At 72.2% G+C, this 18,412-nt stretch carries 15 protein-coding genes; all 15 read right to left on the bottom strand.

Annotated elements, in window-relative coordinates; all coding sequences use genetic code 11:
• Positions 1-56: 56 nt before the first annotated feature.
• A complete protein-coding gene (gene rodA / locus FHP29_RS07025; RefSeq protein ID WP_139622151.1) occupies positions 57-1,274 on the bottom strand; it encodes a rod shape-determining protein RodA in 1,218 nt (405 codons plus the stop codon).
• Positions 1,274-3,409: a penicillin-binding protein 2 gene (mrdA, locus tag FHP29_RS07020; RefSeq protein WP_139622150.1), complete on the bottom strand. Its 2,136-nt coding sequence runs from the start codon at positions 3,407-3,409 to the stop codon at positions 1,274-1,276. The genes rodA and mrdA overlap by 1 nt, the downstream gene beginning before the upstream one ends.
• Positions 3,409-4,023, bottom strand: a complete 615-nt coding sequence (mreD, locus tag FHP29_RS07015; RefSeq protein WP_139622149.1) for a rod shape-determining protein MreD — start codon at positions 4,021-4,023, stop codon at positions 3,409-3,411. The genes mrdA and mreD overlap by 1 nt, the downstream gene beginning before the upstream one ends.
• Positions 4,020-4,982 carry a rod shape-determining protein MreC gene (gene mreC / locus FHP29_RS07010; protein ID WP_139622148.1) on the bottom strand — a complete coding sequence of 321 codons (963 nt, stop codon included), beginning with the start codon at positions 4,980-4,982 and terminating at the stop codon, positions 4,020-4,022. Before mreC ends, mreD begins: the two co-directional genes overlap by 4 nt.
• A 4-nt stretch (positions 4,983-4,986) precedes the next feature.
• The gene (locus FHP29_RS07005; protein ID WP_275669429.1) at positions 4,987-6,018 is read right to left on the bottom strand and encodes a rod shape-determining protein; all 1,032 of its coding nucleotides are present in this window, start codon (positions 6,016-6,018) and stop codon (positions 4,987-4,989) included.
• A gap of 399 nt (positions 6,019-6,417) precedes the next feature.
• Complete coding sequence (gene ndk / locus FHP29_RS07000) at positions 6,418-6,825, bottom strand: nucleoside-diphosphate kinase (protein ID WP_139622147.1); 408 nt, start codon at positions 6,823-6,825, stop codon at positions 6,418-6,420.
• Between the two features lie 37 nt (positions 6,826-6,862).
• Entirely contained in the window at positions 6,863-8,122 is a 1,260-nt protein-coding gene (locus tag FHP29_RS06995) for an alpha/beta hydrolase (protein WP_139622146.1), read from the bottom strand.
• A 109-nt stretch (positions 8,123-8,231) separates the two neighbouring features.
• Positions 8,232-9,440 carry a winged helix-turn-helix domain-containing protein gene (locus tag FHP29_RS06990; RefSeq protein ID WP_240044368.1) on the bottom strand — a complete coding sequence of 403 codons (1,209 nt, stop codon included), beginning with the start codon at positions 9,438-9,440 and terminating at the stop codon, positions 8,232-8,234.
• 39 nt (positions 9,441-9,479) lie between these two features.
• Positions 9,480-10,139: a response regulator gene (locus FHP29_RS06985; protein ID WP_240044367.1), complete on the bottom strand. Its 660-nt coding sequence runs from the start codon at positions 10,137-10,139 to the stop codon at positions 9,480-9,482.
• Between the two features lie 117 nt (positions 10,140-10,256).
• Positions 10,257-10,883 carry a ribosome hibernation-promoting factor, HPF/YfiA family gene (gene hpf / locus FHP29_RS06980; protein ID WP_139622144.1) on the bottom strand — a complete coding sequence of 209 codons (627 nt, stop codon included), beginning with the start codon at positions 10,881-10,883 and terminating at the stop codon, positions 10,257-10,259.
• 541 nt (positions 10,884-11,424) lie between these two features.
• Positions 11,425-12,147, bottom strand: a complete 723-nt coding sequence (locus FHP29_RS06975; RefSeq protein WP_240044366.1) for a ComF family protein — start codon at positions 12,145-12,147, stop codon at positions 11,425-11,427.
• Positions 12,148-12,228: 81 nt separating this feature from the next.
• Complete coding sequence (locus tag FHP29_RS06970; RefSeq protein WP_139622143.1) at positions 12,229-13,986, bottom strand: LpqB family beta-propeller domain-containing protein; 1,758 nt, start codon at positions 13,984-13,986, stop codon at positions 12,229-12,231.
• Complete coding sequence (gene mtrB / locus FHP29_RS06965) at positions 13,983-15,731, bottom strand: MtrAB system histidine kinase MtrB (RefSeq protein ID WP_139622142.1); 1,749 nt, start codon at positions 15,729-15,731, stop codon at positions 13,983-13,985. Before mtrB ends, FHP29_RS06970 begins: the two co-directional genes overlap by 4 nt.
• The gene (gene mtrA / locus FHP29_RS06960) at positions 15,728-16,447 is read right to left on the bottom strand and encodes an MtrAB system response regulator MtrA (protein WP_139622284.1); all 720 of its coding nucleotides are present in this window, start codon (positions 16,445-16,447) and stop codon (positions 15,728-15,730) included. The genes mtrB and mtrA overlap by 4 nt, the downstream gene beginning before the upstream one ends.
• Before the next feature lie 251 nt (positions 16,448-16,698).
• Positions 16,699-18,141 carry an adenosylhomocysteinase gene (gene ahcY / locus FHP29_RS06955; protein ID WP_205013928.1) on the bottom strand — a complete coding sequence of 481 codons (1,443 nt, stop codon included), beginning with the start codon at positions 18,139-18,141 and terminating at the stop codon, positions 16,699-16,701.
• Between the last annotated feature and the right edge of the window lie 271 nt (positions 18,142-18,412).

Here is an 18,412-nt window from a genome sequence, read left to right as displayed (position 1 = left end):
GCCCTGCTCGCGGGGACATCGGCACGTCCGGAGCAGCGCCGCCCGGCTCCGCCGCGTCAGCCGCGGACGAGCACCCGCTCCTGGGGAGCCAGCCGGGAGGCGGGAGCGGAGAGTGCGCCGAGGTGGATGTTCTGCAGCAGGCCGACGGCGAGCATGCCGGCGAACATGGACGATCCGCCGTAGGACACGAAGGGCAGGGGGACGCCGGTGACGGGCATGATGCCCAGGCACATGCCGACGTTCTGGAAGGCCTGGAAGCCGAACCAGCAGGCGATGCCGGCCGCGGCGATCCGGCCGAAGACGTCGTCGGTGCGGCTCGCGATCCGCAGGGCACGCCACAGCACCACGCCGAGGAGCCCCACGATCAGCGCTGCGCCGGCCAGGCCGAGCTCCTCGCCGGCGACGGTGAACACGAAGTCGGTGTGCTGCTCGGGGACGAAGCCGGACTGGGTCTGGGAGCCGTGGAAGAGACCCTGGCCGAACAGGCCGCCGTTGCCGACGGCGATCCTGGCCTGCTCGACGTTGTAGCCGGCGCCCTTGGGGTCGAGGGCGGGATTGGTGAAGGCGAGGAAGCGGTCGACCTGGTACTCCTTGAGCATCCCGCTCGACACGGCCAGCACGGCCGCGGCCACGCCGCCGCCGGCCAGCAGGCCGAGCCAGCGCCGGTGGGCGCCGGAGGCCGCGATGACGCCGAAGACGGTGGCCGTGAGCACGAGCATGGTGCCGAGATCGGGCTGGGCGAGGATCAGGACCGCGGGCACCCCGGCGACGAGCAGCATCAGCAGCACGTCGGACGTGCCGACCCGGTCGCGCCACCGCCCCTCGCTCCGCTCGGCGACCACGAGCGCCATGCCGACCACGACCGCCAGCTTGGCCAGCTCCGAGGGCTGGAGCGACATCCCGCCGATCATCAGCCACGAGCGGGACCCGTTGACGGTCGAGCCCATCACGAGGACGAGGACCAGCCCGAGCACAGCGAGCAGGTAGCCGACCGGCGCGAGGATCCGGACCCAGCGGTGGTCGGTGACCACCACGAGCACCATCAACCCGAGGCCGAGGACCACGTTGACGACCTGCTTGACCAGGAACGCCCGGGTGTCGCCGCTGGTGAGGTCGTCGCGCTCGAGGGTCGCCGACCAGATCAGCAGGCAGCCGAGGAGCGAGAGGACGAGGACGGCGCCGAGCAGGACCAGGTCGAGGTCGGCCCAGTGGAGGCGGCCGACCCGGCGCGATGCCGTCGTACGCCGAGTGCTCGCCTGGATCCGATTGCTCATCACTCGCCGCCCTTCACGCGCGCCGGAGGAAGGATCGAGCCGTCGTCGCCGAAGGTCGGCAGCCGCGCGGGGGGCGTGACACCGGGGATCGCAGCCTTGCCCGGGTCGACGCCCTCGCCGTCGACTCCGTAGAGCGCCTCCCAGATCGCGCGGATGCCGTCGCCGGTCGAGCCGGATCCGGTGCCGCCCTGGCTCATCATCATCACGACGACGTAGTCCTTGGTGTACGACGCGACCCAACCGGTCGACTGCTTGCCGTACACCTCGGCCGAGCCGGTCTTGGCGCGGATCTGGACCTGGTCGAGAGGGAAGCCCTGGAGCTTCCAGTTCATCGTGCCGCGGGTCGCGACGCCCTGGAGCGCCTCGTCGACGTACCTGAGCACCGACGCCGGCACCTTGAGCCGGCGCTCCTTCTTCGGCTCGATCTCGCGGATCACCTTGCCGTCGGGCGACACGATCGCCTTGCCGACACGGGGCTCCCACAGGGTGCCGCCGTTGGCGAGCGCCCCATAGCCCCGCGCCAGCTGCAGCGGCGTGACGATGGTGTCGCCCTGGCCGATGGCGAAGTTGGCGGCGTCGGGCAGGCGGTACTTCCAGCCCTCGACGCAGAACTCGCGGGAGAACTTGTAGACGAAGTCGGAGGTCTTGCCGTCCTGCGGCTTCTTCGCGATCCCGCAGTAGTAGTCCTTCATCGACTCGTAGTAGGAGCGCTTCCACTTCCGATCGGCGACACGTCCCGACGCCTCGCCGGGCAGGTCCACGCCGGTGCGGGAGCCGAAGCCGAACCGCTCGGCCTGCTCGACCAGCGGGTCCTTCGCGTCGTCGTCGTCGGGGTCCGAGCCGAACTTCTGCCAGAAGTGCATGCCGACCTGGTAGAAGAAGGTGTTGCAGGAGACCTCGAGCGCGCGGGCGAAGGTGATCGACCCGTGCGCCGACGACTCGTGGTTGTGGAAGGCGCGGTTGCCGATCTGCACCGCCGACGGGCAGCCGAGGACGGTCGACGGCGAGTAGCCGTGGGGCAGCGCGCCGACGGTCATGAACGGCTTCCAGGTCGATCCGGGAGCGAACTGGCCCTGGAACGAGCGGGCCAGGAGCGGCGTCCCGGCCGCCTTCGAGTAGAGGCGCTTGAGCTGCTTCGGCGTGATCCCGCCGACCCACACCGAGGGGTCGTACGTCGGCTGGCTGGCCATCGCGACGATCCGCCCGGTCTTCGCCTCCATCACCACGGCGGCACCCGAGTCGGCCTCGAAGTTGCGCTTGGTCACGGGATCGCGGGTCGCGCGCTGCTTGGCGATCATCGCGGCGAGCTGCTCCTCGACGACGCTCTGCACCTTCGCGTCGATGGAGGTGACCAGGGTGTCGCCGGGCTGGGCCTCGAGGCCGGAGACGTCCTCGCGCACCCGGCCCTTGGAGTCGACCGCGACCTGGTCGTAGCCCGGCTGCCCGCGCAGCCACTCGTCGTACTCCTTCTCGACGCCTGCGCGGCCGACGACGGACGCGCCGTTGACCGAGCTGTCGCCGGAGTCCTCGGCGGAGTCGAGCTCGTCCTTGGTGATGGGGCTGAGGTAGCCGAGGAGGTGGGCGGCGTTGATGCCGTACGGCGCGGGGTACTGCCGCACGGTCTGCCGGTCGACGACCACGCCGGGGAAGTCCTCGGGCTGCTCGAGGATGCGCAGCGCCGCGCCCTCCTTGACGTCCTGCGCGATCGGGACGGGCTGGTAGGGCGAGCCGTTCCAGCACTTCCCAGCGACGGCGCCGTCGTCGCCGCACAGCAGCAGCTTGGCCTCGATGGCGGGCACCGCCATGCCGATCGCGTCGCCGGTGCGGTCGAGCAGCTCGGCACGGTCGGCGACCGACATCTTGCCGAGCAGGGTGCGGTCGAGGGAGACCACCCAGGTGAGCCTGTTGGTCACGAGCGGACGGCCCATCGCGTCGACGATCAGTCCGCGCTGCGGCTGGACGACGATCTCGCGCACCGACTGCGACGCGGCCTTGCCCTGGTAGCGCTCCCCCGAGATCACCTGGAGGTAGTAGAGGCGCGCGCCGAGGGTGGCGAGCAGCGAGAAGACGAGCGTCTGGATGACGATCAGGCGCAGTCGGCTGCGATGCGAGGCGCCGGTGGCGGGGGCTGCCATCAGAGGCGGACCCGGAGCCGCTGGGCGGGGCGGACGGCGGGGCGCGGCAGACCGTCGCTGGTGGACCGGTCGAGCAGCCACAGCGTCGCGGGTACGACGGCCAGCGCCGCCACCACGTCGAGGAGGAGCGCGACCAACGCGACGGGCAGCAGCTCGCCGATCGACGCGCCCGCGTCACGCAGCAGCAGGCCGGACAGCGCGAAGACGGAGGTGCCGACGAAGGAGCCGCCGGCGGCCGCGGCCAGCGCGAGCGGAAGCGGCGGTCGGCGTACGCCCTCGCGGGCGAAGCGGCTGCCGGCGCCGACATCGCCGGCGTTGTCGTGCACGAGCCGGCCCACGACGTAGCCGACGACCATCAGCGCGAGCGCCCAGCGGCCGGCGAGATGGTCGGCCGGCGGTGCGATGTCGAGCAGCAGTCCGGCCCAGAATCCGGTCAGCGTGGCGAAGCGGGTGTCGGTGGCGAGGGCGGTCGCGACGACGACGAGCAGCACGAGGTCGGGGACGACGCCGAGTCCGCCGACGTCCCAGGCGAAGAGCGGAAGCACGGTGACCTGCAGCAGCAGGGCCGCGAACACCGCGACGAGGGTGCCGATCAGGCGGCCGCGACGATTCATGGGACCAGGCTCCCGTCGGCCTCGATCGTGGCGTGCTGGTCGCCGGACGGCACCACGACGCCGACCAGGTCGAGCGCCGTGAAGTCGACGCCCGGCGTGATCACGGCGCGGTAGGAGGTCTCCCGCAGCGACTCGTAGACCTTGCCGACGGTGCCGATCGGGATCCCGGCGATGTAGGGCGAGCCGCCCTCGCTGCCCCACGTGACGACCGGCTGGCCGACCTGGGGCATGACGTTGCGGTCGGCGAGCTCCAGCTCGAGGCGGTCGTCGGTGCCGAGCGTCCCGTGCCCGCGGACGAAGCCGAGCTCGAGGTTGTCGCCGATCCGGCCGCCGACCGAGGAGGTGTCGTCGACGATGAGCAGCACCGTCGCGGTGTGCGCGGTGACCGACGTGATCCGGCCGACCAGACCCTCCGCGGCGACCACGGTCATGTCGGGGCGCAGCCCGGTGTCGGAGCCCGCGTCGAGGGTGACCGTGCTGGAGAACGACTGAGCCGGACCGATCGCGATCACACGGGCCGCCACCAGTGCGTGGGCGGAGTCCCGGGCCACGGCGCGCAGCCCGGCGAGCTGCGCGAGGCGCTGCTCGTCGTACCCGGCCTTGGCGAGCTGATTGCGCAGTCCGGCGTTCTCGGCCTCGAGCCGGTCGACGTCGTCGCGGAGCGAGCCGTTGGTCCGCAGCGCGCCGGGCAGGTCGACGAGCGGGCGTACGACGGTCGACACCCCGGCCTGGACCGGGCCGACGACCTCGCCCACCGCGCGGCGGACCGGGTCGACCGGCGAGCTCTCGCCACCGGTCTTGTCGACGACCATGAGCGCGGCGCAGGCGAGCACGAGAGCGACGACCAGCGAGCGGGCCGGGCGCCCGGAGTCGCGCTCGGGATCGCGCGAGGTGCTGGTGCGGCGGACCGGGCTCGGCGCACCGGGTCGGCTGCTCGGCGGGCGGGTGTCGATGGCCATCGGCTCAGAACCGCCGCTGGTTGCTGACGAGCACCTGCTGGAGGGCCTCGAACTCCTCGACGCAGCGCCCGGCGCCCATCGCGACCGAGACCAGCGGGTCCTCGGCGACGTGGACGGGCATGCCGGTCTCGTGGCGGATGCGCTCGTCGAGGCCGCGCAGGAGCGCTCCCCCGCCGGTCAGCACGATGCCGCGGTCCATGATGTCGCCGGCGAGCTCGGGCGGGGTCTGGTCGAGGGTGACGCGGACGGCGTCGACGATGGCGTGCAGCGGCTCCTCCAGCGCGTGCCGGATGTCGGCGCTGGTGACCTCGACGGTGCGCGGCAGGCCGGTGACCATGTCGCGTCCGCGGACCTCGCCCTGGGGCTCGCCGGGACGTGGGAAGGCCGAGCCCAGGGTGATCTTGACGTCCTCGGCGGTGCGCTCGCCGAGCATCACGCCGTGCTCCTTCTTCATCCACGCGATGATCGCGGCGTCGAGGTCGTCGCCGGCCGTGCGGATGGAGAGGGAGGTGACGATGCCGCCGAGCGAGATGACGGCGACCTCCGTCGTACCGCCGCCGACGTCGACGATCATGTTGCCGGTCGCCTCGTGCACCGGCAGCCCGGCGCCGATCGCGGCGGCCATCGGCTCCTCGACGACGTACACACGGCGGGCGCCGGCCTGGTAGCCGGCCTCCTTGACCGCGCGCTGCTCGACCGGCGTGATCGAGCTCGGCACGCAGATGACCATGCGGGGCTTGGCGAAGTAGCGGCGACGGTGCACGCGCGCGATGAAGTGGCGCAGCATCTGCTCGGTCGCCTCGAAGTCGGCGATCACCCCGTCGCGCAGCGGACGCAGGGCGGTGATGTTGTCCGGGGTGCGGCCCAGCATCTGCTTGGCCTGATGCCCGACCGCGATCACCTCGCCGGTGCTGTCGTTGAGCGCCACGACGCTCGGCTCGTCGAGCAGCACGCCCCGGCGGCGGACGTAGACGAGCGTGTTGGCGGTGCCGAGGTCGACGGCCATGTCGCGGCCGATGATGGAGTTCGCCCTCACGCTTCCTCGCAGAACGTCGCCGGGCATGGCCGGGTCCGACCAAGCCCTCGTGCGCTTCAGGGGAAGCCGACAGGTGCCGGGGTGGCCGGCGAGCGCACGATCCGCCGGTCTCCGCTTGCGAGCGTAAGGAACGAGGGGGGTCAGTCAGCGCAGGCACGCCGGTACGGCGCGGCGCGTCTCTCTCGCTCGTCGAGTAGCCGGCCGCTCGGCAGGCGGGCGACTGGCTCGGCCCCAGACAACAGCGAAACGTCTTGCCGCCAGGCGCAGGTGGGCCCTACCGGACTCGCCCGCGCGGCCGGCAGCGAGTCGCCCCGCGCGCAGCGCATCGACGGCAAGGGCGGTCCGAGCGAAGCGAGCGACCGGCCGCAGCCGCCGATCGGGCGACTCGCTCGGCCGAACTCAAATGCCCGGGAACCAGAGCCCGATCTCGCGCTCCGCCGACTCGGGCGAGTCCGAGCCGTGGACGAGGTTCTCCCGGTTCGACAGCGACAGGTCGCCGCGGATGGTGCCGGGGGCGGCCTTGCGGCCGTCGGTGGCGCCGTTGAGCGCGCGGACCACCTCGATGGCCTCGTCGCCCTCGAGCACCAGCGCGACGAGCGGGCCGCTGGTGACGAAGTCGCGCAGCGGGGGGTAGAAGTCGCGCTCGACGTGCTCGGCGTAGTGGGCGTCGGCCGTCGCCGCGTCGATGTGGCGGTGCTCCATGGCCACGATGCGCAGGCCCTTCGCCTCGAACCGGGCCAGCACGTTGCCGACCAGGCCGCGGCGGACCGCGTCGGGCTTGAGGAGGACGAGAGTGCGTTGGGTCACGCCGGTGACCTTAGCCTGAGCCTGTGCCGCATCGGGGTCAGGGGCCGGACTCGAACAGCGCGCGCACGAACGGGATCGCGTCGGCCTGCGCCTCGACCATCGTGCCGCTGTGGTCGTTGTCGTAGGTCACGAAGGTGACCGGCTCACCGTTGGCCCGCAACGCGGCGACGTACGCGGCGGTCGTGGCATAGGGGACGTCGACGTCGCGCAGACCGTGGCCCATGAAGAAGGGCCGGTCGAAGCCGTCCTCGGGCATGCCCATGTAGTCGCGCACGGTCGCCTGGAATCCGGGGAGCGTGGCGACCGGCTGCGTCACGAAGTCACCCAGCACGACTCCATCGAGCTCCTGCATGAACGGGCGCAGGCAGGCGGTCTCGGCCAGGTCGAGGTAGTGCTCACCCGTCGGCGTGAGGATGGCGTCGATGCCCAGCTCGGGGTGCACGTAGCGCAGGGAGGTGAAGATGTAGGAGACGTACGCCGTGACCGCCGGCGGCAGCGCGACCGGAGGGCTGCCGGGCCCGAGGATGCTGATCCCCTGCTCGACGTACGCCGGGGTGCCGGTCCCGACCGCCCCGCGGTAGTCCAGCGCCGGCCCGCCCATCTCGGTGGCGTATCGAGCGGTGTAGATCGCGGCGCCGGCGCCCTGGGACTGGCCGATGGCGACCCACGAGCGGGAGAGTCGATGCGGCTCGGCCAGGCGGTCGGTCGCGAAGTTGTAGCCAGCCTTGACCATGTCGACGACGCTGTGCGCGGTGGCCTCGCCGTCGAGGTAGGGCATCAGCCCGGGCGTGCCGAGGCCGACGTAGTCGCTGGCGACGATCGCGTAGCCCTGCTCCATCCAGCGTTGCAGATAGGGGAAGTCCCGTTCGGGCAGGCCGGGCCCGACCACCGAAGGAGTGCACGCATCGCCCAGACCGACGGTCCCGTGGGCCCAGGAGAGCACGGGCCAGCCGCCCTCGGGCGCCTTGCCCTTCGGGATGTAGACCGCACCGGTGCTGGTCGCCGGCTGGCCGAAGGAGTCGGTCGTGACATAGGTCAGCCGGAACGCCTTGCCCGTCGTCCGCGGGATCCACAGGTCCTTGTCGAGCCGCTCGGCGGCCAGGACGGTGCCGGGCTGTCCCTCGAGGCCGGCCGCGGCGGGGAGACGCTCCGCGACCGTCGATGCCGCCGTCGATGCCGCCGTCGATGCAGCGACCGGCGAGTGGGCGACCACGGGAGTGGTCGCCACGAGCGCGACCGTCGCCGCGGCGACGGTCGCTCGACGCAGGCTCCGGGTCAGATGACGTCGCAGGGTCATGGGCTTCCTCCCCCGAAGGTCGCGCCGGACCAGCCTCCGACGCCGTGTGCTGTGACGTAGCCTGCAGCACACCGCGCGCCGGCACAATGGCCTCGGGAGGCGGCCCCGCTCAGGCGGCCCGGGCGACCTCGGCGGCGAGCGCAGCGGCCAGATCGCCCCGAGGCGCCACGACCACCTCGCCGAGACCGAGCCAGCCGGCCAGCCGGGTGAGCTCGACGGCCAGCTCCGCCGCGGTCTCGGCAGGCGCGTGAGGCTCGGTCCAGGCCGACTGCACGAGCAGCCGCCCGGTGGCCCGCTCGGCCTTGAGGTCGACCCGCCCGACGATCCGGTCGCCGAGCAGGAAGGGCAGGACGTAGTAGCCGTGCACCCGCTGATGGGCGGGGGTGTAGATCTCGATGCGGTAGAGGAACTCGAAGAGCGCCTCCGCCCGGTCGCGCTCCCACACCACCGGGTCGAACGGGCTCAGAAGCGCCCGGCCTCCGATCCGGCGCGGGAGGCGCGCGTCGCGGTGGAGGTACGCCGGACGCCGCCAGCCCTGCACCTCGACCGGCTCGAGCTCGCCGGCGGCGACCAGCTCGGCGATCGCCGTCCGCGCCTCCCCCACCCGGATCCGGAAGTAGTCGGCCAGGCAGTGGGCCGACGCGACGCCGTGGGAGCGGGCCGCTCGTCGGACGAGCTCCACGTGGGCCTCGGACGCGGACATCGCCGGAGCCGCGAGGACGGCGGCCGGCAGCACCCGCTCGGGGAGGTCGTAGCGGATCTCGAACTGGCTGTTGCGTCCGGCGATGGCCAGCTCGCCGGTCATGTAGAGGTAGTCGAGCATGCGGCGGGTGCGCGACCAGTTCCAGCCCCAGTGGTCCTTCGAGCGCGGCAGCCCGTCGTCGAGCTGGCGTGCCGTGCTGGCGCCGCGCTCGGTGATCTCGGCGACCAGCGCGACCTCGAGCGCGTCGCCCTCCTCGACGGTGAACCACTTGCCGCGCCGCGTGCGGTAGTCGTCCATCCGGTGCCGCATCGCCGGCCACAGCTCGACCGGCATGAACGCCTGCACGTGCGCCCAGTACTCCACCACCCGCCGGTCGCGCCCGCTCGCCGCGCGCTGCAGGAGCCCGACGTCGTAGGGGCCCATCCGCGAGTAGAGCGGCATGAAGTGCGCCCGCTGCAGGACGTTGACGCTGTCGACCTGGAGCACGCCCGTGCGGGCCAGGGTGCGCTCGAAGGTCCGCATCGTCGGCCTCGCGTGGGCCGGGTCGAGGAAGCCCTGGGCGGCCAACGCGACCCGGCGCGCCTGGGCGAGCGAGAGCGACTGCGTGGTGGGCACGGAGCCCACCCTAGGAGCAGCCGCCGACAGCCGGGTGGGCTATTCGAGCTCGACGAGCTTGGCGCGGACGGCGTACATGACCGCCTCCATCCTCGAGTGGAGCTGCAGCTTCTCGAGGATGTTGCGGACGTGGTTCTTGACGGTGTTCTCACTGATCGCGAGCTGGGCGGCGACGTCGCGGTTGCTGAGCCCGCGGGCGACCGAGCGCAGCACCTCAAGCTCCCGGTCGGTGAGCTTGAGGGCCGGGCCCGACGCGCGGTCGGGCTTGGACATCGTCTTGAACTCGTCGATCAGCTTGGCCGCCATCGACGGGCTGATCAGCGACTGGCCGTCGGCGACCACGCGGATGCCCTGGGCCACCTCCTCGATGGAGGAGTCCTTGAGGAGGTAGCCCGAGGCGCCGCTCTTGACCGCTTCGTAGAGGTCGGCCTCCTCGTCGGAGACGGTCAGCATGATGATCTTCGTCATCGGGACCGCCTCCTTGATGGCGACGCAGGCCTCGATGCCGGACTGCTTGGGCATCCGCACGTCCAGCAGCACCACGTCGGGCACGGTGCTGACGGCCAGCTCGACGCCCTCGACGCCGTTGCTGGCCTCGCCGACCACCTCGATGCCGTCCTCGATGCCCAGCAGCATCGTCAGCCCGCGACGGAACAGCTCCTGGTCGTCGACGACCACCACTCGTACCGGCTCGCTCACGGGCTGTCCCGGTCCCGCGGCTGCCGGCGAATTCCCGTTCCCCACGCGGGCATCATGACACGACCTCCCGAGTGAACACCGGTCCAGACCGGTTCAGTGGCGCCATGGGAGTGGAGTTCAGGCGTCCTCGCCGCCGATGTCGAGCGAGATCACGCCGTAGTCGTAGCCGCGCCGGCGGTAGACGACGGCAGGCCGCTCGCTCTCCTTGTCGACGTAGAGGTAGAAGTCGTGGCCGACCAGCTCCATCTCGTAGAGCGCCTGGTCGAGCGTCATCGGGCTGGCCGGGTGGGTCTTCTCGCGCACCACCAGCGGGCCGTCGCCGGTGACCGTGATCGGCCCGACCTGCCGGTCGATGGCGACCTCGTCGTCGTCGTCCTCGACCACGGTCGGGGGCACGTCGGAGAGGGCCTTGCCGACCGAGACCGGCGTACGACGGCCGCGGTGCACCCGCCGCCGGTCGGCGGCCTTGCGCATCTGCGCGGCCATCTTGTCGAGAGCGAGGTCGAGCGCGCCCATCTTGTCGTCAGCGGCGGCCTCGGCCCGGATGACGGGCCCCTTGGAGAAGGCCGTGAGCTCCACGTGGACGGCTTGGTCGTGCTGGCGCGGGTTGGGCTCGCAATCCACCTCCACGTGCACCCGGATGATCCGGTGATCGTGCTTCTCCAGCTTCGTGAGCTTCTCCGCGGCATGCTCCCGGAACCGGTCCGAGATCTCGCAGTGCCGTCCGGTGACCACAACATCCATCAGTTACCTCCAAGGGATTTCGGCGTGATGGGCTCTCCTGCCACAGGGCAGGACGTTGATGATGGCGCGAGCGTGGCGGAGCGAAGCGACGACACGCTCGCGCCATCAAACCCGCGCGGCAGCGTGTCGCCCCGCGGCGAAGCCGCGTCGAGCGCAGCCCGCGGTCCGAAGCGAAGCGAGGACCGTGCGGCAAGCTCGACTGGCGACACGCTCGCGCCATCAGACGGAGCCCGCCCGGCCGACCTGGTCTTCGTCCCCACACCCGCCTGCTGGGGCTTCCGCAGCTTGTTGCCACTACCGGCCCTCTCCCGGGGACGGACGTATCTGACGTCCGGTCCGAGGCAGGACTGACGACTAAGCCGCACCGTGATCACCGGCCCGAGGGCCGGCTTACGTGGACCGTTTCGCCTGCGACTGGCATCGGCTTGCCACCCCGGACTGGGCTCGCGCCCGGCCTGGGCGACGCAACCACGGACCCGGGCGGACTCCATGTCCAGACGGTAGTCCGTCGGTGGTGACGACGAAAGGCTTCGTCCCAAGTTCAGTGGCTCGCGGCGCTCCGGCGCCGGGTGGCGGCCACGACGGCGGCGGCATGCACCCGCACGCCCGCGGCCTCGAGGGCGCGTTGGGCCTCGCGCAGCGTCGCTCCGGTGGTGAGCACGTCGTCGCACACGACGACGTGGGCCCGCGGGCAGCGTCGCGAGATGCGTCGTACGGCGGGCGCGGGGACGGTCATGGACCCGGCGAGGTTGGCGGCGCGGCCGGCGGCGTCGAGGCCGGCCTGGTCGACGACGCCGGGGCGCAGGCGCAGGAGCGGGGCGGTCCGGACGTCGGGGCCGAGGGTGCGGGCGGCGGCGCGGGCCATGGTGAGGGTCGGGTCGTGGCCGCGCTGGCGGACGGTGGCGGCGCGCGACGGCACGGGCACGAGGAGGACGGGTGCGCCGGCCCCGATGGTGGCGAGGGAGGCGGCGACGGAGGTGGCGAGCAGCTCCCCGAGCGGCCGGGCGAGGGCGAGGACGCGGCGCTCCTTGTGGGCCAGGACGAGGGCGCGCAATGCGCCGGCGTACTCACCGACCGCGTACGGCGGCACGAGGCCCGCCGGGCATGGAGTCGGCCAGTGCACGCCGGCGTGCGCAGGCCGGGCCTCGTGGCACGAGGGACACATCGGCCGCCCGGGACGGTCGCAGACGACGCACCGTGAGCCGAGCACCAGGTCGACGAAGCCGTCGGCGAGGAGCGGCAGGGGCCTGCCTGGGGTCGCCACCGGCTCACCTCAGCAGGGCGGCCGGTCGGGGGCAACCGGCCGATCGCAGCCTGTGGAGGACGGGGCTCGACGTCGGCCGGATCAGCCGGCGTAGTCGAGCTGGGAGATCCCGTCCGGACCGATGTCGTGGCTCTCCTGGCGGACGATGTCGACGAAGCGGTCGGCGTACACGGCGTACATCGGGGCGTCCTCGACCGGCGACGCGGCCAGCCCGAGCACCTCTCCGTTGACGATGGTCGACACCACGTCGACGCCGACCGTGGCGCCGTCGGCGGCGACCACGTCGACCTCGTAGAGGCGGCCGGGCGCGGTGGCGGTCAGCACGGCCACCCGGGTGGGTCCGGCCCAGGCGAGGTCGGTGATCTTGCTGCCCTCCGGGGCGCGGACGACGAACGGCCGGCCGGCGCGGCGGACCTGGCCGCGCCCGCCCACGAGCAGCCGGGCGCCGACGACCGCGTCGACCTCGGCGGTGCGCACGACCGCGACGAGCCGGGTGCCGTCACGGCTGACCGCGAGCTCGCGGGCGCGGGTGCCGGTGATGCCGGGGACCTGGACGGTTCGCACGCCCTCGCCGTCGTACAACCACACGACCGCGCCGCCGGGGCGCCGCTCGAGCACCCACAGCCGGCCGGCGTTGTCCCAGGAGGGTCGCGCGTAGTCGCCGCCGTCGAGCAGGACCTGCGCCGCGGGCTGCGAGGTGGACTCGTCGACGGTGGCCAGCCGGACCCGGCGTCCGCCGCGGTCGACGGCGGCGGCCTGCTCGTTGTCCGGGCTGACCGCCACGGCGACCACCCCGGCGCCCTCGTCGCCGAGGACTCCGGTGACGGGGTCCAGGTCGGTGTCGCGGCTGCCGGCGAGGAGGCGGCCCTGGCTGACGGCGTACAGGCTCTTGCTTCCCCCGGGACCGGCCGGGCCGTAGGCCGCAGCGGCGTCTACGGAGTACTGCGAGACACCGCCGGGCAGGGGCAGGGCGCTGCCGTCGAGGGTGACCCGCAGCGCGGTGACGGAGGGGTCCTGGCGCAGGGTCCAGGCGAGCTGGGCCAGCATCAGCTCGGCCTGCTCGGCGGTGACGGACTGGGCCTCCCCTGCCAGCGAGATGTCGGCGACCCCGGCCTCGTCCACGGGCACGGAGAGCCCGATCGACAGACCCGACGGCACGAACGAGCGCACGACCCCCTGAGCCAGCGGCGGCGGTCCCGCGAGCAGGCCGGAGACCAGGCTGGTGGCGAGCTGGTCGCCCTCGGGGACGAACACGGGCTCGGGGACCAGGATCTGCGCCATCTGGTCGAAGTAGTACAGCGAGACCTGGTGGTAGCGCTGCCGGAACCACGACGCCGGGACGACGAGCGCGTCCGGTGGGTCCACGATCCGGTACTCCCCGTCCTCGACGCTCACCTGGAAGTCCAGCGTCAGCTCCTCGCTGCCGACCGCCCCCCGCCACGCCCCGGCGGCGTCGAGCCGGTCGGCGGCGGTGAGCTGCACCGACACCGTGCCCGAGCTCTCGCGCACCGGCAGCGAGTCGCTGTAGATCAGCGTCTCCTGGCGGGGGTTCCAACCGGCCGCGGCCTCGTCGGTGAGGTATTGCTTGGCGACACTCGTCTGCACCGGCCAGGCCGTCATGGCGTCCAGGAATCCCGCGACCACCTCGACGCGGGAGGCGCCGTCGAGGGGTGGGCGGGCGTCGATGTCGCTCGCTCGGTGGCTGTCGCCGTGGTCGGTTCCGCGACTCTGCACCACCGGCCCGGAGGTCGGCAGCGCGGTGCATCCGCACAGGACGGCGAGCGCGACGGCGAGCGGAGCGAAGACCCCGGCCGTCGTACGGCGCGACCGGGGGCTCATCCGCGCTCCTCGTCCGGTACGACGCCCTGCCCGGTCAACGGTGCGGTCAACGGCGCCGTCGCCGCCGCGGCGCTCGGGGCGTCGTCGTCGGGCACCAGCGGGAGCGGGCTGTGCCGCAGCGTCCCGCCGGCGTGCCTGGGGACCGTGAGCCGGAACTGCGCCCCCTGGCCCGTGCGTCCCCACGCCTGGAGCCAGCCGCCGTGGAGGTGGGCGTCCTCCTGGGCGATGGCGAGGCCGAGGCCGGTGCCTCCGCTGGTGCGGGTGCGCGCGGGGTCGGAGCGCCAGAACCGGTTGAACACCATCGAGGCCTCCCCCGGCGCGAGGCCGACGCCGTGGTCGCGCACGGTGATCGCCGCCGCCTCGTCGTCGGACGCGAGGCGCACGATCACCGCCTCGCTGGGATCGTCGGCGAGGGCGTGGTCGATCGCGTTCGTGACGAGATTGCGCAGGATCCGCTCGATGCGGCGTACGTCGACCTCGGCGCGCACCGGGTGCGGCGGCTCGACCACCCTGACCCGGATCCCCCGCTGGTCGGCCAGGGGCCGGGCGGCGTCGACCACCCGGCGGACCAGGTCGGCGAGGTTGACGTTCTCGGTGGTCAGGACCGCCGCGCCGGCGTCGAAGCGGCTGATCTCGAGCAGGTCCACGAGCAGGTTCTCGAACCGGTCGAGCTCGGCCTGCATCAGCTCGGCCGACCGGGCGGTGGCCGGGTCGAAGCCCTCGCGCGCGTCGTGGAGGACGTCGGAGGCCATCCGCACCGTCGTCAACGGCGTGCGCAGCTCGTGCGACACGTCGGAGACGAAGCGGCGCTGGACCCAGCTGAGCTCCTCGAGCTGACGGATCTGCCGCTGGAGGCTGGTCGCCATCTGGTTGAAGGAGTACGCCAGGCGGGCGATGTCGTCCTCGCCGGAGACCTGCAGGCGCTCCTGCAGGCGGCCGGCGGCGAGCCGCTCGGCGACCTGGCGCGCCATCCGGATCGGGGTGACGACCTGCCGGGTCACCAGCCAGGTCAGGCCGGCGACGAGGGCGAGGAGGAGACCGGCGGCCGTCAGCAGGGCCCGCGTCACCAGGGCGAGCGTCTCCTCCTCCTCGGAGAGCGGGAAGAGGAAGTAGAGCGTGTAGGTCCTGCCGTCGGAGGGCAGCTGCACCTGCGACCCGACGACGATCCCCGGCTCACGGGTCGTGCGCGCCTGGGAGCCGGTGCCGCGCGAGCGGACGATCTCGGTGTAGGTCCAGGCGGTCGGTCGCTGCGGGCCGTCGAAGTGCTCCTCGAGCGGCGCCGGGACGCTGACCAGGTCGAGTCCGCTGGTGTACTCCCCGCCGCCGGCGCGGAGCTTGCCGCCCTCCTCCTCCGGGCCGGCTAGCACGACGGCGTACCCACGGCTGTCGCCGCGCTCGATGATCGGGTCGACGAGGTCGCGCTGCTGCTGGTTGGCATTGACCTCGCGCCCGGAGGCCGCCTCCAGCCGGTCCTGCGCGTCGGCCACCTCGGCGTCGACCTCGCCGAGGACGACCTCGGCGCGATGGCGGAGCAGGCCGTCCCGGGTCTGCTGGAGCAGGATCCACCCGACGCCGCTGACCACGACCGCGGACAGGACGACGGTGCTCGCCACGACCCGGGCCTGGATCGAGCGGCGCCAGAAGGTCAGGGCACGCCGCAGCCGGGGGCCCAGCCAGTCCCAGCACGCGCGGAGGCCGACGAGCACGCGATGACCGACCCCGGTCGTCGCGGGCGTCGTGGTCATGACCCGGAGCCGGCCTTGTAGCCGACGCCGCGCACCGTCAGCACGATCTCGGGATGCTCGGGATCGTGCTCGACCTTGGAGCGCAGCCGCTGCACATGCACGTTGACGAGCCGGGTGTCGGCGGCGTGCTGGTAGCCCCAGACCTCCTCCAGGAGCGCCTGCCGGGTGAACACCTGTCCGGGCTTGCGCGCCAGGCAGAGCAGCAGGTCGAACTCGAGCGGCGTCAGCGAGATCTCCTCACCGCCCCGGGTCACGGCGTGCCCGGCCACGTCGATCTCGACGTCGCGGATGGTGAGCGCCTCCTGCGGGACCGCCTCGGTACGGCGTACCCGGGCCCGGATCCGGGCGACCAGCTCCTTGGGCTTGAAGGGCTTGACGACGTAGTCGTCGGCCCCCGACTCCAGCCCGACCACGACGTCGACGGTGTCGCCCTTGGCGGTGAGCATGACGATGGGGACGCCGGACTCGGCCCGGATCTCCTTGCACACGTCGATGCCGTCCTTGCCCGGCAGCATCAGGTCGAGCAGCACCAGATCGGGGCGGTAGTCGCGGAACGCCGCCAGCGCCAGGTCGCCCCGCGGGCACACCCGGCTCTCGAAGCCCTCCTGCCCCAGCACGATGCCGAGCATCTCCGCGAGCGGCGCGTCGTCGTCGACGACGAGCACGCACCCCTTCGTGGGGTACGGCGCACTGGTAGGCGGGGTCACGCCCGCAATCCTAGGAGAGAGGACGCCACGGGCCCCGCACCCAGGTGAATGCGGGGCCCGTGTGCGCAGCGTGTCGACCGGCGACACGCTCGCGCCCGCGCGACCACCATCGTCTTGCCGCCTGGCGGACGGTGGACCTACGCAAGCCGACCGCGTGCGCGGCAGCGTGTCGCCCGCGGCGAAGCCGCGTCGAGCGAAGCCCGCGGTCCGAAGCGAAGCGAGGACCGTGCGGCGAGCTCGACCGGCGACACGCTCGCGCCCTAGTAGCGGTAGTGGTCCGACTTGTACGGGCCCTCGACGGGGACGCCGAGGTAGTCGGCCTGCGCCTGGTTGAGCTCGGTGAGCTCGACGCCGAGGGCGTCGAGGTGCAGGCGGGCGACCTCCTCGTCGAGGTGCTTGGGCAGCACGTACACGCCGATGGGGTACTCCTCGAGCTTGGTGAAGAGCTCGATCTGCGCGAGGACCTGGTTGGTGAACGAGTTCGACATGACGAACGACGGGTGGCCGGTCGCGTTGCCGAGGTTCAGCAGGCGGCCCTCGGACAGCACGATGACCTTCTTGCCGTCGGGGAAGATCCACTGGTGGACCTGGGGCTTGATCTCGTCCTTGACGATGCCCGGGATCTTGGCCAGGCCGGCCATGTCGATCTCGTTGTCGAAGTGGCCGATGTTGCCGACGATGGCCTGGTTCTTCATCCGCTCGAAGTGCTCGACGCGGATGATGTCGAAGTTGCCGGTGGTGGTGATGAAGATGTCGGCGTAGTCGACGACGGTCTCGAGGCGCTTGACCTCGTAGCCGTCCATCGCGGCCTGCAGCGCGCAGATCGGGTCGATCTCGGTGATGATCACCTTGGCGCCCTGGCCGCGCAGGGACTCCGCGGAGCCCTTGCCCACGTCGCCGTAGCCGCAGACGACCGCGGTCTTGCCGGCGATCATGACGTCGGTGCCGCGGTTGATGCCGTCGATGAGCGAGTGGCGGCAGCCGTACTTGTTGTCGAACTTCGACTTGGTGACCGAGTCGTTGACGTTGATCGCCGGGAAGAGGAGCGAGCCCTCCTTGTAGCGGTCGTAGAGGCGGAGCACACCGGTGGTGGTCTCCTCCGTGACGCCCTTGATGCCGTTGGCGATGTTGGTCCAGCGCTGCGGGTCGTTCTCGAGGGAGCGCGCGAGGACCCGGAGGACCTCCTTGAACTCCTCGTTGTCGGTGGAGTCCTGGCCCGGCACGGCGCCGGCCTTCTCGAACTCCACGCCCTTGTGCACGAGCAGGGTGATGTCGCCGCCGTCGTCGAGCAGCATGTTGGGGCCGATCTTGTTGCCGGCCTCGTCGGTGAAGTCGAAGACCTTCTCGGCCTCGTCCCAGTACTCCGCCAGGGTCTCGCCCTTCCAGGCGAAGACGGGGGTGCCCTGCGGGTCGTCGACGGTGCCGTTCGGGCCGACGACGACCGCGGCGGCGGCGTGGTCCTGGGTCGAGAAGATGTTGCAGGTGGCCCAGCGCACGTCGGCGCCGAGGGCGACGAGCGTCTCGATGAGGACGCCGGTCTGGATGGTCATGTGCAGGGAGCCGGCGATCCGGGCGCCCTTGAGCGGCTGGTCGGCGGCGTAGCGCCGGCGCATCTCCATGAGGCCGGGCATCTCGTGCTCGGCGAGCGAGAGCTCCTTGCGGCCGAACTCGGCCAGGCTCAGGTCGGCAACCTTGTAGTCCATGAAGTTGATCCTCGAGGTTCGAGTGTCGTGTGACAGTCAGGGTCCTGCGGCGCATCTGCGCATCGTCGGGATCTCCCGCGCATGACGTGACCCACCCTACAAGCGGCCCGCGAGCCCGGGGAATCATCGACGCAACTCCGCGACGGTGGATGTCGACGGTCGGCGCGCGGACCGACCCTCGGTGGTTGAGGTGCGAGGAGCGCCAGCGACGAGCCTCGAAACCCCGGCCCTGCTGCCGGGACAGGCGCCCGGGCGCCGAGCTCGGAGCCTC

It is taken from the genome of Nocardioides albidus (genome assembly GCF_006335005.1).
In the GTDB taxonomy this organism is placed as follows: Bacteria; Actinomycetota; Actinomycetes; order Propionibacteriales; family Nocardioidaceae; genus Nocardioides; species Nocardioides albidus.
The sequence above is the reverse complement of the archived record's forward strand: the minus strand, read 5'-3'. Positions and strand labels throughout refer to the sequence as shown.